The 15168-nt window shown below is 48.5% G+C and carries 10 protein-coding genes; 7 read left to right on the top strand and 3 right to left on the bottom strand.

Going from position 1 to position 15168, the window contains the following annotated elements:
* Positions 1-55 precede the first annotated feature (55 nt).
* Positions 56-1633 carry a glutamine-hydrolyzing GMP synthase gene (gene guaA / locus ACSHSR_RS13790; RefSeq protein WP_028779200.1) on the top strand — a complete coding sequence of 526 codons (1578 nt, stop codon included), beginning with the start codon at positions 56-58 and terminating at the stop codon, positions 1631-1633.
* A gap of 406 nt (positions 1634-2039) precedes the next feature.
* On the opposite strand, the gene ACSHSR_RS13785 is transcribed toward guaA, so the two are convergent.
* Together ACSHSR_RS13785 and ACSHSR_RS13780 are read right to left on the bottom strand one after the other, a co-directional pair.
* Positions 2040-4439, bottom strand: a complete 2400-nt coding sequence (locus tag ACSHSR_RS13785) for an amidohydrolase family protein (RefSeq protein ID WP_208242003.1) — start codon at positions 4437-4439, stop codon at positions 2040-2042.
* A gap of 24 nt (positions 4440-4463) precedes the next feature.
* Complete coding sequence (locus ACSHSR_RS13780) at positions 4464-7208, bottom strand: hypothetical protein (protein ID WP_208242004.1); 2745 nt, start codon at positions 7206-7208, stop codon at positions 4464-4466.
* 1172 nt (positions 7209-8380) lie between these two features.
* On the opposite strand from ACSHSR_RS13780, the gene ACSHSR_RS13775 reads away from it, so the two are divergent.
* The 4 genes from ACSHSR_RS13775 (at position 8381) to ACSHSR_RS13760 (ending at position 12242) form a co-directional block, all read left to right on the top strand.
* Positions 8381-9262, top strand: coding sequence for a LysR family transcriptional regulator (locus ACSHSR_RS13775; RefSeq protein ID WP_045282452.1), 882 nt, complete (start codon positions 8381-8383; stop codon positions 9260-9262).
* A 256-nt stretch (positions 9263-9518) separates the two neighbouring features.
* Entirely contained in the window at positions 9519-10616 is a 1098-nt protein-coding gene (locus ACSHSR_RS13770; protein ID WP_335925654.1) for an alkene reductase, read from the top strand.
* A gap of 9 nt (positions 10617-10625) precedes the next feature.
* The gene (locus ACSHSR_RS13765) at positions 10626-11714 is read left to right on the top strand and encodes an alkene reductase (protein ID WP_479630845.1); all 1089 of its coding nucleotides are present in this window, start codon (positions 10626-10628) and stop codon (positions 11712-11714) included.
* Between the two features lie 105 nt (positions 11715-11819).
* Positions 11820-12242: a VOC family protein gene (locus ACSHSR_RS13760; protein ID WP_045282449.1), complete on the top strand. Its 423-nt coding sequence runs from the start codon at positions 11820-11822 to the stop codon at positions 12240-12242.
* A gap of 99 nt (positions 12243-12341) precedes the next feature.
* Here ACSHSR_RS13760 and ACSHSR_RS13755 read toward each other — a convergent pair whose 3' ends face one another.
* Positions 12342-13229 (bottom strand): LysR family transcriptional regulator, encoded by an 888-nt coding sequence (locus tag ACSHSR_RS13755; protein ID WP_479630844.1) that lies wholly within the window; start codon positions 13227-13229, stop codon positions 12342-12344.
* A 250-nt stretch (positions 13230-13479) separates the two neighbouring features.
* Between ACSHSR_RS13755 and ACSHSR_RS13750 the strand changes: the two genes are divergently transcribed.
* Both ACSHSR_RS13750 and ACSHSR_RS13745 read left to right on the top strand, forming a co-directional pair.
* Complete coding sequence (locus ACSHSR_RS13750) at positions 13480-14736, top strand: adenylosuccinate synthetase (RefSeq protein WP_479630843.1); 1257 nt, start codon at positions 13480-13482, stop codon at positions 14734-14736.
* A gap of 186 nt (positions 14737-14922) precedes the next feature.
* Entirely contained in the window at positions 14923-15120 is a 198-nt protein-coding gene (locus ACSHSR_RS13745; RefSeq protein ID WP_208149255.1) for a hypothetical protein, read from the top strand.
* Positions 15121-15168: the final 48 nt, after the last annotated feature.

Below are 15168 nucleotides of genomic sequence, written 5' to 3'. Positions count from 1 at the left end.
AACTGTGCCTGTTACGGCAGGCACTGCAATCAAACTAAAGAGATAAAGGTTATCAATGAGCAATATTCATGAGCACAAGATACTGATCCTTGATTTCGGATCCCAGTATACCCAGCTGATTGCCCGTCGTATCCGCGAAATTGGCGTCTACTGTGAACTCTGGGCCTGGGATGTCAGTGAAGAGCAGATCCGCGAGTTTGCCCCTCAGGGCATTATTCTGGCAGGTGGTCCCGAGAGTGTCACCGCCGACAATTCTCCCCGTGCCCCTGAGTATGTGTTTAACGCAGGCGTGCCTGTACTGGGTATCTGCTACGGCATGCAAACCATGAGTGAGCAGCTGGGCGGCAAAGTTATCCAGGGCATAGGCGAGGGCGAGTTCGGTTACGCGCAAATCGAACTGCTGGCCGAATCTGCACTGTTCAAAAACATCGAAGATGCCGTTAACGAAGCCGGTCGTCCATTGCTGGATGTATGGATGAGCCACGGTGACAAAGTCTCGGCCATCCCTGAAGGTTTTGTCGCGGTTGCCAAGACCGAAACCTGCCCGTTCGCCGCCATGGCCAATGAAGCCAAAGGTTTCTACGGCGTGCAGTTCCACCCTGAAGTGACCCATACCCGTCAGGGCAAGCGCATGCTGGAGCATTTCGCGCTGGAAATCTGTGGCTGTGAAGCCAAGTGGAAACCCGCTTCCATCATCGAAGATGCCGTTGAGCGCCTGAAAAAGCAGATAGGTGACGACGAAGTGATCCTGGCGCTTTCCGGTGGGGTTGACTCCTCTGTTACCGCCATGTTGCTGCACCGCGCCATCGGCGACAGACTCACCTGTGTGTTTGTCGACAACGGCCTGCTGCGTCTGAACGAAGGCGAGCAAGTGATGGAGATGTTCGGCGATCACTTTGGTCTCAATATCATCAAGGTTGAAGCCGAAGACAGATTCCTCAATGCCCTCAAAGGCGAAAACGACCCTGAAGCCAAGCGCAAGATCATCGGCCGGGTATTTGTGGAAATCTTCGACGAAGAAGCCGGTAAGTGCGTTAACGCCAAGTGGCTGGCCCAGGGCACCATCTACCCCGATGTCATCGAGTCTGCCGGCAGCGCCACTGGCAAGGCCCATGTGATCAAGTCACACCATAACGTCGGCGGCCTGCCGGAAGATATGGAGCTGGGTCTGGTTGAGCCGCTGCGTGAACTGTTCAAAGACGAAGTACGCAAGATTGGCCTGGAGCTGGGTCTGCCTTACGACATGCTCTATCGCCACCCATTCCCTGGCCCTGGCCTGGGCGTACGGGTGCTCGGCGAAGTCAAGAAAGAGTACTGCGATCTGCTGCGCCGCGCCGATGCCATCTTCATCGAAGAGTTGCGCAAAGCCGAACTGTACGACCGTGTCAGCCAGGCCTTTACTGTGTTCCTGCCGGTTCGCAGCGTAGGTGTAATGGGCGATGGCCGCAAGTACGACTGGGTTGTGTCTCTGCGCGCCGTGGAAACCATCGACTTTATGACTGCCCATTGGGCTCACCTGCCGTACGACTTCCTCGGCCGGGTATCCAACCGCATCATCAATGAAATCGACGGTATCTCCCGCGTGGTGTATGACATCTCAGGCAAGCCACCGGCAACGATTGAGTGGGAATAATTGTTAGGCCGGAAACGTCTGGCACTAACAGGAACTAAAGCATACTTAAGTCCGCGTAATTGCGGACTTTTTTGTGTTGTAGCATTCTTGGTCACTTATAGTTAATTTAACTGATTAGTAATACTTTAATATGAGTGAACCTCTTAAGACTCGAATCAAAAGCAAAATAGTAATCCAAGAAAAAATAAGTTCAGCTTTTCGACTGTTAACAACTGAGGAAAAAGCCGAGCTCAGACGTGATATGAAAGAGTCCTCTGCTTGGGTCAAAGCTGAACTAAAACGTCGACTAGTAGCAAAAACTTAGTCTGACAGACACCAATGAAAAACGGGTAACTGGTCAGATCAAGTCTGAACTAGTACAGCTTAGCTGGTCTTGATCAAGTACAGAATCCTCAACGTATTTGCGCTACCTGACATCGTGAAAGCGATAAATCCGCCCATTCTCGTTCACCTCCGCCACCTTTCTCAAAGCCTCCGCTGACGACAAACCGAACTTTCGGGTTAACACTACGAACAGATGATAGAACTCGGATTTTAAATCTGCTGCGAAAATCCCCGGATCATCAGAACCCAGACAAATAGACATAGGAACATCACCTTCAATCGCCTCACCCTGCAAGCCCATCCAGCGAAAAATATGATGCTCGCTGACATCTCGATACTGACTGATACGGGTGTTGCTGGTCGGAGGACACTCAATCGCAATGTTTCGGTCTGCCATTTTTGCCATCACCACCTGTTGCAACGAAATTAACGCCTCATCCGGCAAATATTCCAGCGCAACTTCAACGTATTCTGCACGCTGTAGTCGCACTTTGTCATTTGTCAGCCATTGCTTATACAGCTTCAGTGGCCTTTTCATTCCCGTCTTTTTAGCCAACTCTTTAGCGTACTCGTACTCTTCCAACCAGAGAGATTCGGGCTTTAATGGGCCATCCAATTCACCCAGTAGGCCTTCCGATTCCGCCAACACACCTCGCAATTTAAACACCTCTTCGAGGGTGGTAATCGAGATATCTTCTTCCAGCGAAAACACCTCATGGGCTAAACGAACCGCTTCAATCGCTGCATCACTTGCGTAGCGCAGCAGCTCCGGATGATTTCTAAGTTCCCGCCAGACAAACACCAGATCCAGCAATCGCGTTTCTTTGGTCATGGACAAAGACAATGGCAAAGAGCGTTTCCAGATGTTAGGCGTGATGCCAATGGCTGTGCAGTGCCCAAGACGATCGCCATTTCGCAACGGCAGAAACCTTAAGGCATCGTCAATGGAGCGAATACCACTGATCAGATGAGGAAAGTCCTCACCAACATGATAGGTAAAATGAGCAATACCTGATTTGGCTAGCACCCGAAACAAGGGTCCAAACAACTCCGGTGGCGCGTGCATTTCATTAGCTGCGGCATCCACTCCTCGAATCCAGCGTGTCAAGCGTGGCTCATTACTCAGGATGTCCATCAGTATAGCAGCCTGATTCTTCAAGTCCTTGAACAGCAACGCGTAGGGGTAGACTTCATCCTTTTTGGGCTTTCTCTTTATAAAGTGTGGCACCAACGCCAGCTCGGCACACATACTGCTAGACTTTACCTGCTCAAGATTATCTAACACTTGAGTGATATTATTAGGTTGGGGGTGCACCCAATCTTCGGTAATATGATCGTTAAGGTAATCCCAGTACCCACGCACAACGCTGAAGAGCAGTTTTTGCATTTTGCTAGGGTCGCTCTTCGGGGCAAAACGTCCTTCCAAATAACGCACCTGAGAACACACTCCAGCACCATGTGCATTTTTGAAACGAGACAAATAAGATTTCTCAGTTTCTTCTCTCAGCTCCGTCATGGTGTATTTCTGGAACTGATCAAAACCGAAAAAATCGTCTCGCTGAACCAGCAGGGTCAGATACTGATTCTGAATCAGCAGGTAAATCCATAGCAGTCGTTCCAATCCTTCGGGCGCACCATACCGCCATTTTTCCAACAACCCGGTTAGCCAGCAAAATTCCGACTCCTGACTGTATTTATCGTCCGTTGGCCAAACCGTTGCAAACCCGTACTCCTTGTCCTCATGCAGAATTGTGCTGTCCGCCAACTGCTGCGGATGCTGCAATGACGCCATCCACTCGGGCAACTCCCCCCCCTGAACTACCCGACAAAGAATTTCGCGAATATTGCGGGCGATCTGCAAACGATCCCTGAAGATGCCCGGCGTCAGGGAGGGGTCAATCTGGGCACAGAGTTGTTTCATCTCTTGAAAGACCCAGCCCTTCTCGAAATCGCTGACGGTCACTTCAGGGTGCTTGAGCGCATCCAGCCAACACTCTTCCGCACTGGTACTGCCATTCAGATGTTGGTGAGTTTCGTGCAGGCGTTCACGGGTAATGTAGTCCTCAACCGTCGGGTGATAAGGGTACAAAGGCCAGCGAAAACTATATTCCTGACTAGCAGGCCCAGGATTAAATACCTGATGACACGCCATAACCGGCAGGCACGATACTCGGCTCATCAGTGTTTGCCACTCCGAGAACAAAGCAAGATCGGTTTTGGGGCCACCTTTCTCGTTTTTAACAAATTTTTTAGCGATCAAGCGTAAAGCGGCAATCGGGCCGAGTTTCATGTTTCGCTGTTTGAGTTCCTGTAGCAAGGATGACCATGCCGATTTGGCGACATGATCAGGCAAACTACGCGTTTGTTCATATTGAGTAAGGAACACAGATGACTCCACCTTGTCATCAAGTGATACCTCATCTAACGAGACGGTACTCAGCCGATACAACAATTCTGTTGAATTAAGAAGAAACCGTTCCATATCCAATCCTTAAAGCTGCTAGCATTATTTATCTACACCATGATCTGACGAAGATGTTGTATCTTGCCTTTCCGATTTTGAATCATATGGCCCAGCAGCAATACTTGTGATATGTAAGTTCCTACATCCCAGACCTGAAAATGAGGAATCAGTGGTTTCCAACTTATCGAAATCCACATTCTTAATGAATTCTTCGCCAATAATCTTACCAAAACTCTCAAGAAGGGATTTTTCTTGCAGGAGGAGTGTTTTATCGGCCGAATTAATCCCCCCAAAAGGAAAAAGAAACGGATGTATTAACGGGCATTTTATAATGAGAGAAAAAATCGGATGAGTTTTTGTCAACTTATCCCAAGCCCCCATTGAACCCAGTTTGGTCGCAAATTGACCAACTGATGTAACAGGATTTTGCTTAAACGTAACGGAAATGCTAGACAATGAGTTCTCATCAACTCGATGATAAGCATCTTCTTCGACCAGTACCGCATGAAGGAATGCCAATACATTAAATCGCATAATTTTTGCAGCATTGGTATGTGATGCATATTTTCCTAGGTGTGCACCCTCATCATCACCAAGTAACGCTTTATGCTTTTCAGATATGGAGGACAAATTAAAAAACAACCGAGTCCATATTTTACCTATCAGTATAGAGGAAGGCTTTATGTTGGTTGACTCTTGACGAACAAGGCGATTCCAATCAAGAAGTGCCTTCATTGCATCACCAATTTCTGTTTCCCCAACAACGTCCAGATCTTCCACCTCCTCGACTGTGCCTTTATCCATATGTTTAGACCATATAGGTGCAACACAAGTGGGCTTCGCGAAGACCTTCTGTAAAGCCTTATAAAATACCTCCACGCCCATCTTTTTATCAGGGGAAGCGCTATCCTCCACCTGGATTCGGGTATCAATATCCGCTAGATCAGCAATGGCACCAATTAGGTTAAAAACAGACAGAAAGTCCGATGGGACTGGCGTCAATGCGGAGCTAAGAGAGGCAGCAACAGCAAGCTTCGCCAATCCACTTTCTGAATTTATATTTAATGCTTTGTACACTCCTTTCTTACCACGATTTTTCTTATTTACTTGTATCATCCCAAGATATACACCTGCTGACTGGGTTGGCAACCCATCATCAGAGATAACGGCACAACTTCTATTTGCCCAATTAGTAACGCTTTCGCTACGACCAATTGACATATATGATTTAAACTCAGTATCTATATTAGGTCGAGTTTTCTCAACATCCCCTCCAAGTCGCCTCTTCACATGCTCAAAGAGACTGATGCTGCCGCATCCAACCAGCATAAGCTGAAGTATTCGTGAAAGCCCACCCTCACACAAAGCACTCACTTGAGAGGATAAATAAACAGAGCAGTTCCGAAGAGCTTCAGAACTTGATTGAGGTCGAAGATAAAATCCGGTATTAACCTCTTGATCCTGACGTGAATATCTAAATACATCATCACACAAAGAATCCATACCAATCCGATGCTGCTCATAATTCAAGCCCACCCTATAAATACTGCTAAGCATTGCACCATATAACGAATCCCTTAGCAGTTTGCTTTCAGATATATCAGAAGCTTGTAAACGGGAGTAATAATCCTGCATCACCTGCACTAACAATCTAATCGGCTGCTTCAAAAGCTCATCAACATACATATCAAGATCGGAGCCAATCCGTATGTTCAGACCATTCGAAACAATATTTTCCAAAGCACTCCTAATCGTATCAACCTTTTCGTTACCCGTGTCTTTACTGTATAATACGCTAATGTTTTCGCAGTCTTGATCTCGCCCTTTATCTCCCACCAATTGCAGCATTGTTTTGAGCTGTATGCGTTTCTGAACCGGGAATAGTTTCAGCAAATACTGTTGTTCAAGGTGCTCCACCATATAGCCCCGTTCGGCTAAGCGGGCGCTTTCTTTTTCCTGATCGAGTAAAGTTTTACTGTAATTTTCGTATTGCTTACCGCGAATCAACTGGGAATAAAGGCGTAAGTCACCTGTCGCGACAACCACCAATTTCTGGCTATTAAAGAATTTTCTAATGGATTCAAGTACATCCCACCCCGTATCAAACTGAGTATCGATATCATCAAACGAGATCAGAATGGCCTTGCAGTCGAGAATTTTACACGCACATTCAACCAGTTGATCAAAGATTACTGACAAATCCTGGCCACCGATGGAGTAATCCAGCTGGGCATCCAGCTTCAAAGCGTCACTGAAATATTCCGGCTTGTATTCCTTGTCGGTCAATAGGTGTAAACCGCGTTTCAGCTGCTCAAGGTGGCTCTGCCATTGTTCTTTTTGTTTTTTATGGTCATTCGACGACCAGCATCCTTTTAACTTGTCGGACACCATTTTGTTCAGACGGGCGGTCACAGTGACGAGAATAGGTTCATGACGCGGCAGTTTGGTGGGGTCAATGGTCGGCAGACACTTAATACTGGTGGTGGCATCACCTTTATCACTGTCCAGGGATTTAACCACGCTGTTGATAAACGTGGTTTTACCAGCACCACGAGTTCCATCCACGAAAAATACATTACGGCCAGACTCATCAATAACTCGTGTTACCTCAGTAGACTTATCAGCGTCAGGCGGGGTAACCGAATTTCGAATGCTCTCAACCAACTGATCACGCAACGTTTTCTGGATCAGATCACCGTCTTTGGTGCTTCCAGGAAGATTGGAGGCGAACAAGTCGATGATGATGTCGTTTTTCTTTTGCTTTTTAGTCTGCGTGCTATCAGTCATATCGGTATCGATCCAGTCATTTTATTTTTTGGCCAGCCCGTTCATCAGAACTGGCGCTTTAAATTTACACAGTATTGATTGATGAAATGCTAAATGTTCTACATCTCAGTCAGTTCGTGGGATGGAGGCCTCGCCACGTCCCAACTTATACAGCTACTTGGAGTGCGGGTAAAACTGACCACCTCATCCACTCCCCCAGCCTTTCTTTATTGCTCATTCGATCTGTTCGCTGATCCATTGATGCACTTCAGTGAATGCCTGTTCGATAAAGGCATTGGCATTTTAGACCTGATGGCTTTTGACGCCCGTTTTCTGCCAGCTTCAACCTTCGCTCTCGGGTGCATCCTGCTAGAGGATTCAATCGATAACTAAAACTTCACTGCGCCCATCCTCGCGACTGAGCGGTTCGTTATGTCGAGTAGGCAAAACCACACGGAGCGTGGGAACGAGAGTAATGTATAACATTCTGTATAACGAAACTGCCTGTTTATCTGAATAACGAGATGTCTCATTATCTCGATTTACCAGTCACATATATTGAATGAACAATATCACTAACAGACTGAGTAATCTATGATTTTTCTGGGTTTGGTTTGATAACTGAGACTATCCTGTCGGGATAATAGGAGTCGTTCCTGTCATCTTCGATTTAACGGGACAATGGACTTGAGGAAATGACTTTGTGGCAATAATGATGTTAGGCACGACACCATTTGCTCGGTGTTATCGTTGAAGGACTTGATTGACGCTCACTGAATTTAACATCATGTTTGATCTTACAAACCTTACTTTATTGAACTGTGGCTGTTATCTAGGCAGTGTCTGGAAGATGCACACTCCGATTGGTCAACGGCATTACCAGCCCAAATCGCTCAGAGCTATCGTGGGCTTCGTCTGCCACAGTTGACGGTCTAGTCTAGGCTGGACCTTAGTGGTGTACGACATCTCAGGCAAGCCACCGGCAACGATTGAGTGGGAATGAGCCCTCTCGGGATAGTGATTTAAAAAGGCGCTTCGGCGCCTTTTTTGCTGTCTATGGGCGCGATACTCAAGGAGGAATCCGGCGTTTGCGAGCATTATGCGTAGAAATCAGTTTGTCAAAAATAAGTGTTTCAGCCGGTGATATTTGCTATAAATGCAAAAAATGTTGGCGATGTATTTAGGTAAGAGTGATGAAAACACGCTCCGATGACTTGGCAATACTGCTGGCGGTTGTAGACAATGGTGGCTTTTCTCCGGCAGCTGAGCTTTTGGATATCCAGGTCTCGCGGGTTTCAAGGGCGGTGAGTAAGGTTGAGAGTCAGCTTGGGGTTTCAATACTCAATCGTACTACGCGCCGCATAGAATTAACTGAAGAGGGACGGCAGTTTGTTGATACAGTTCGTCTTGGCTTGTCGCAAATTCAGCAAGCAGAAGAAGAGATTATCACCAGAGGGACATTACCCAAGGGACGTTTACGCGTCGATGCCGCAAGTCCATTTGTGTTTCACCAACTGGTGCCGCTTATCCAGCCCTTTATGCAAGCCTTTCCGGATATTGAATTGGAACTGACATCCAACGAGGGATTTGTTGATCTGTTGGAAAAGAAAACAGATCTAGCGATTCGGATAGGTTCTTTAAGCGATTCGACTCTGCACGCACGGCCGCTCGGTAAGAGTTTGCTCTATGTTGTCGCTTCGCCTGAGTACCTCGCAAGACGCGGATTTATCAATAAAAGCAGTGAGCTTATTCATCACGATTTGTTGGGTTTTTCCAGCCCTAAAACCCTTAACGATTGGCCGCTCAAAGGGATTGGTCGTATCACCCCAACAATAACATCGAGTAACGGTGAAACGGTGAGGCAACTGGCATTACAGGGCAATGGTATCGCTTGCTTATCTGGATTTATGGTGAAGAAAGATATCAGTGAGGGGCGTTTAATCCCTTTATTGGAAAGGGAAAAAATCACCAATATAGGACGAGAGCAGATTAATGCCGTTTATTATAAATCCTCCAATGTTGCCAAGCGAATCTCTGCTTTTATTGACTTTATTCAGCCTAAATTGACGCTATGACTCGACTTTGGGCAAGCTCTCTTTGCGGTTTGCGTCGGCGGTAATTTAGTCCTCCTTTAACGTTATTTGTACCTTCCCCAACGTTATTTGTACCTTCATGGTTCAAGGGAGTCGAATGCTTTTCCTTATCTGGAATTGGGCTTTTATGTTACTTGGCAATTTTTGCGTATATGGCAAAAATGATTTGTCTTTATTGCTCTCAATGCCTCTCTTTGGGTTTGTTACTATGCCGGCCATCACATGAGAGGGCTTTTCCATGACACAATCACTTTTTCAATCGATCAAACTGGGTGAGCTACTGCTCAACAACCGAGTTGTCATGCCACCTATGACGCGCTCAAGAGCCAGTCAACCAGGCGATGTGGCCAACGAGATGATGGCAACCTATTATGCGCAGCGTGCCGGTGCGGGCTTGATTGTCTCAGAGGGTACACAGATTTCCGCCATGGCCAAAGGTTATGCGTGGACGCCGGGGATCTACACTCCCGAGCAGATTGTCGGTTGGCGCAGAGTGACTGAGGCTGTACATGCCAAAGGCGGTGCGATTTTTGCGCAGTTGTGGCATGTGGGGAGAGTGACTCATCCGGACAATATTGGTGGTTTGCAGCCTATCTCGTCATCAGACATTAAGGCTGAGAACGTGAAAGTGTTCGTCGATAATGGCAGCGACAAGCCCGGTTTTGTCGATGTGGTTCAGCCCAGGGCAATGACAAAGGCCGATATAGAGCAAGTTATCGCTGATTATCGTCAAGCAGCGCTTAATGCTATTGAAGCCGGTTTTGATGGTATTGAATTACATGCCGCCAATGGCTACTTGATTAACCAGTTTATTGATTCCGAAGCAAACAATCGTGGTGATGAGTACGGTGGCAGCCTTGAAAACCGTCTTCGTTTTCTTGATGAAGTGGTTACGGCATTGGTTGACGCCATTGGGGCACATCGCGTCGGGGTGCGTCTGGCACCGCTGACCACACTCAACGGCACCGTGGATGCAAAGCCTATTGAAACCTATACCGCTGCTGCAGCACTACTCAATCGACATCGTATTGTTTATTTGCATATTGCCGAAGTGGACTGGGACGATGCACCCGATACACCGCTTTCGTTCAAGCAAGCGCTCCGTGAAGCCTATCAAGGAGTGTTGATTTATGCCGGACGCTATAACTTGGAGAAGGCAGAGCAAGCCATTAACGCTGGCCTGGCCGATATGGTAGGTTTTGGTCGGCCTTTTGTTGCCAATCCAGATCTGCCGGAGCGTTTACGACAGGGCTATCCCTTGGCTGAACATGATCCCAATACCCTATTTGGGGGCGGTGAAGCAGGGCTCATTGATTATCCAAGTTATCAGGCATAAGGGGGTAGCATGTTAACAGCATTCCATGGTCAAGTATTAAAGACCTACAATCGCATCGTCATGGCTCCCATGACACGTTCACGTACTTCTCAACCGGGAGACATTCCCAATGAGATGATGGCTGAGTATTATCGGCAACGCGCCAGTGCCGGGCTCATTATTACAGAGGGAGCACCGGTTTCAGCCATCGCGAGAGGCTATTCGATGACCCCCGGGATTTATACCCCTGAGCAGATCCAAGGCTGGAAAAAAGTCACTCAAGCTGTCCATCAGCAAGGGGGAAAAATCTTTGTTCAACTTTGGCATGTGGGGCGTCGCAGCCATGCCAATATCGCCGGCTCGCAACCTTTGGCGCCATCGGCGATTAGCATTCCAGATCAGGTGTTTGGCCCGTTGGCTGAAGGCGGCTTTGGTATGGTGGTAACACAACAGCCAAAAGCGATGACAACAGCAGAGATTAAAGCCACTACCGCAGATTTTGTGCAAGCAGCCCAAAATGCAATGGAGGCGGGGTTTGATGGCGTTGAAGTGCACGCCGCACATGGTTATCTGTTCGACACTTTCTTAAGGCTGGAAAGTAATCAACGACAAGATCAATATGGCGGCAATCAAGAGAATCGGATGCGTTTCTTGCTGGAAACGCTACAGGCACTCTGTGAGGCGATTGGCGCAGGCAAGGTCTCTGTACGTTTGTCCCCTTATGTTAACGAAGGCTTTGCCGGCGAGGACCCGGAAATCGTGCCCTTGACGTTGGCCTTGCTGGAAAAGTTGCAGCCGATGAATCTTGCATATGTGCACTTTTCGGAGAATATCTCCCGTTACTCGGTAGTACCCGAGGCATTTCGTCGCCAGGTTCGCAGTGTATATAGCAATCCTATTATGGTGGCGGGCAAGCTGACCAAGCAAACAGCGCAAAGCTTACTCGACAAACAGTATGCCGACTTTGTTGCCTTTGGTACGCCTTTTGTGACCAATCCGGACTTGGTTGCCCGTTATACCCATGACTGGCCATTGGCTGAGTTCGATGCAGATGCAAGGCTAACTTTATATGGTGGTGGTGAACAAGGTTATATCGATTACCCAACTTATGAGGTATAAGCCGACAGGGTTCATTGGTTCCCCTGCTGCAGGAATACTGGAGGGATAAAATCTAGGGTTACATCATGTCCAAGTCAGTTCAGCATATAAGGTAAGAATAAGAAGATGAAACAGAACATTGTCCATATTGCACTGGTAGTAAAAGACTACGATGAAGCAATCGATTTTTATACTAATAAGCTTCAATTTGAGCTTATTGAAGACACTTACCAACCAGAGCAAGATAAGCGCTGGGTTGTGGTTGCGCCGCCCAATTCCCACGGAGTGGCTTTGTTGTTGGCAAGGGCTTCAAAACCTGAGCAATTAGACTTCATTGGTAATCAAGCGGGAGGTCGTGTATTCCTTTTCTTGAATACCGATGACTTCTGGCGAGACTACGAGCGTATGAAATCAGTAGGTATCGAGTTTGTACGTGACCCCCAAGAGCAGGATTACGGTACGGTAGCGGTATTTAAAGATTTGTATGGCAACCTTTGGGATTTACTTCAGTTGAATCCTGAGCATCCAATGGCGAAAAGGCAAGCATAACAAATGGTTATGGCGTCAATGGTTATTTTTTCATCTGACGCCGGCTTGTTAAATTTTCCTGTAGCCGGAAGTCGTTGAATGCCTGTTACCTTCACACAGTTAACCCACACTCGGCGATTGCAATATCTCTTCATCCACCCAATGGAGCAGTTTCTTGATGGCTTTGGATAGCACCTGGTTCTGACGCACTATGTACCCCAGGCTGGCGGAAGGGAAGCTGGGCAGTGGGGTAATGCTGGACTGCAAATTGAGTTTCGGGTGCAGGGCGAAGTCCGGCACTATGGCGATGCCGAAGCCGGCTTCGGCCCAGTCGATTTGGGCATCCACGCTGCCCACTTCCATGATGCGGTATTCCGGCAGTTTGAGCTCAGGCAGTGCCGGGTCAATCAGATCCCGGGTGCGGGTGTCGTGCCCCAGCAGTATCAAGGTCGGTGCTTCCTGCGGGGTGGGGACTTTTCCTCTCTGCCAGGCCTTGAGATCATTGCCCAAGGCGTACCATTTCACTTGTTTCAGCTCGGTAAAATGCAGCGGCTGACTCTCTTTTTGCGCCATCACAAAGCCGAGATCTGCCTTGGCACTTTTTACCAGGTCTGCCGCCTGTGAGGAGGTGGTATTCAGCAGAGTCAGGTCGATGCCGGGGAATTCGGTTTTGAACGACTGAAACGGGCCTATCAGCAGCCATCTGGAAATAATATCACTGGCGGCTATGGTCATGGTGCCCTGGCACAGATCATTGATGGCGTTGAGATCGGCCTGGCAACTTTGCAACTCCATCAGGGTATTGTGCGCACTCCTTAGCAAACGCTCACCGGCTTGGGTCAGCCGAAATGGATTACGCTCAATCAGCTTTACTCGGGTGGTTTGCTCCAACTGTTTGATATGCAAGCTGACATTGGGTTGAGTCATATGCAGCTCATTGGCTGCCTTGCCGAAGTGTTCCAGGCGGGCCAGAGTGACAAAGGTTTTAAGCCAGTGGAGTTCGAGCATAACAGCCTCTTTACGAGTTTTTTAGCGGTACTTTTGCTGCTTTAGGGCAGGTGCCTTATGGTTGGCGGCTTGGTCATGGCCCTAATCATGGCCTTAGTCATGGCCTTGGTCACGACAATTGCCCGCTATCTTCGATTCCGATGCAAAATATCCCGATATGGATTTCTTATCAAGCCAATAATGATTATTAATTTTTCTTATTTATGCCGTGGTCATAGGATAGACAGGTTTTTGTTTAGGAGAACTGGAAATGTCGTCTATCGTTGTAGTTGGTGCAAACTGGGGTGATGAAGGTAAAGGCCGTATCGTGGACTATCTGGCAGATAGCGCAGCGGCGAGTATACGTTTTCAGGGCGGCAACAATGCCGGCCACACAGTTGTGAATGACTTTGGTACATTCAAACTGCATCAACTGCCTAGCGGCGTATTCAATCCTGGTTGTTTGGCGGTATTGGGTCCCGGCATGGTGATAAGCCCGGCGCCACTTTCCAAAGAGATTGCCGAGGTAAAAGCTGCCGGCGTCAATGTCAATCTGTGCATTTCCGACCGGGCGACTCTGTGCCTGCCAATCCACGCCATTGAAGATACTCTGGAAGAGGAGCGTCTCGGTGACGGCGCTTACGGTTCTACCCGCCAGGGCATTGCCCCGGCTTACGGTGACCGGGTAATGAAAAAAGGCATTCTGGTGGGTTGGTTGAAGCAGCCTGAAGTACTGCGTGAACGTATCCAGTTTATGCTGGACTGGAAACTGCCGCAGCTCAAGGCGCTGTACCCCTCCTTTGAATTTTCGCAAACCGCAGAAGAGATGACTGCTTGGTTGCTGGAAGTGTCCGCCCCTTGGCGTGATGCCATCTGCAACGTGAGCGAGCCACTGAAAGCGCTGCAGGCAAAAGATGAAAACCTGCTGTTTGAAGCCCAGTTGGGCGCGGGTCGTGACCTGGTTTACGGTGAATACCCTTGGACCACGTCTTCCAACGTGACCGCAGCTTATGCCGGTCTCGGCAGTGGTTTACCGGCACTGCGCCCCGAGCGGGTGATTGCCGTAGCCAAGTCCTTCAGCTCATCAGTGGGAACCGGCACCTTGATCACCGCCATGGAAGAGCAGGACAGCTTCCGCGAAGCCGCCAATGAGTATGGCGCGGTAACCGGGCGTCCCCGTGATATGGGCTATTTCGATGCCGTGGCCACCCGTAATGGTGTCGAGCTGCAGGCAGCTACCGAAGTGGCGCTGACCAAGCTGGATTGTTTGAGTGGGATGCAGGATCTGAAAATCTGCATCGATTATCAGGGCGATCACAGCGAAAACCCGATTTGGCCACAAACCTCAGCCTTGGCGCCGGTTTATGAGCAGATGGAAGGCTGGAGCGAAGACATCACGGCTTGCCGCACCTTTGAGAGCCTGCCTCTGGCGGCGCAAAAGTACGTGCAGCGGGTTGAAGAGCTGATGGGCGTACCGGTAAAAATGATCTCTGTCGGCCCTGAGCGGGCGCAGATGATCCTGCGCTAACAGCCTCTTGTGTGCCATGCCGCAGCCTTAGCTTGTTAAAGAGAGCGGAATAAAGAGAACTGATTGAGGGCCCCATTCACTTTTACCGAGTGAATGGGGCCCTTTGGTTTTATTGGCTTGCAAGATAAACTCTTGGAGACATGATGCTAATTTGTTGGCCTGCTTTAGAAAAAGGAATAATGAACAATGAGCAAACAGCAGGAAATGGCAAAACCAAACTCAATATCTCAGCGAGATGAGCCGCAGGTTCGGCGGCTCACGGATGAGGAGATAGCCGAGCTCAGGCGGGATATGGCCGAATCGGCCGCCTGGATGCGAGCCGAATTGAAACGGCGCAGGGAAGCCAAAGATAAAGCGGACCAGCCTCAGGAAGCACAAGACTAAGTAATCGTCATGTCGCTTAAGGAGCGCAGCGAATAATAAACTGCCCGC

It is taken from the genome of Shewanella sp. VK101 (assembly GCF_056497865.1).
The sequence above is the reverse complement of the archived record's forward strand: the minus strand, read 5'-3'. Positions and strand labels throughout refer to the sequence as shown.

Coding starts and splice junctions, on each gene's coding strand:
- guaA (WP_028779200.1), top strand. CDS start 56: ATGAGCAATATTCATGAGCACAAGATACTGATCCTTGATTTCGGATCC.
- ACSHSR_RS13785 (WP_208242003.1), bottom strand. CDS start 4,439: ATGGAACGGTTTCTTCTTAATTCAACAGAATTGTTGTATCGGCTGAGT.
- ACSHSR_RS13780 (WP_208242004.1), bottom strand. CDS start 7,208: ATGACTGATAGCACGCAGACTAAAAAGCAAAAGAAAAACGACATCATC.
- ACSHSR_RS13775 (WP_045282452.1), top strand. CDS start 8,381: ATGAAAACACGCTCCGATGACTTGGCAATACTGCTGGCGGTTGTAGAC.
- ACSHSR_RS13770 (WP_335925654.1), top strand. CDS start 9,519: ATGACACAATCACTTTTTCAATCGATCAAACTGGGTGAGCTACTGCTC.
- ACSHSR_RS13765 (WP_479630845.1), top strand. CDS start 10,626: ATGTTAACAGCATTCCATGGTCAAGTATTAAAGACCTACAATCGCATC.
- ACSHSR_RS13760 (WP_045282449.1), top strand. CDS start 11,820: ATGAAACAGAACATTGTCCATATTGCACTGGTAGTAAAAGACTACGAT.
- ACSHSR_RS13755 (WP_479630844.1), bottom strand. CDS start 13,229: ATGCTCGAACTCCACTGGCTTAAAACCTTTGTCACTCTGGCCCGCCTG.
- ACSHSR_RS13750 (WP_479630843.1), top strand. CDS start 13,480: ATGTCGTCTATCGTTGTAGTTGGTGCAAACTGGGGTGATGAAGGTAAA.
- ACSHSR_RS13745 (WP_208149255.1), top strand. CDS start 14,923: ATGAGCAAACAGCAGGAAATGGCAAAACCAAACTCAATATCTCAGCGA.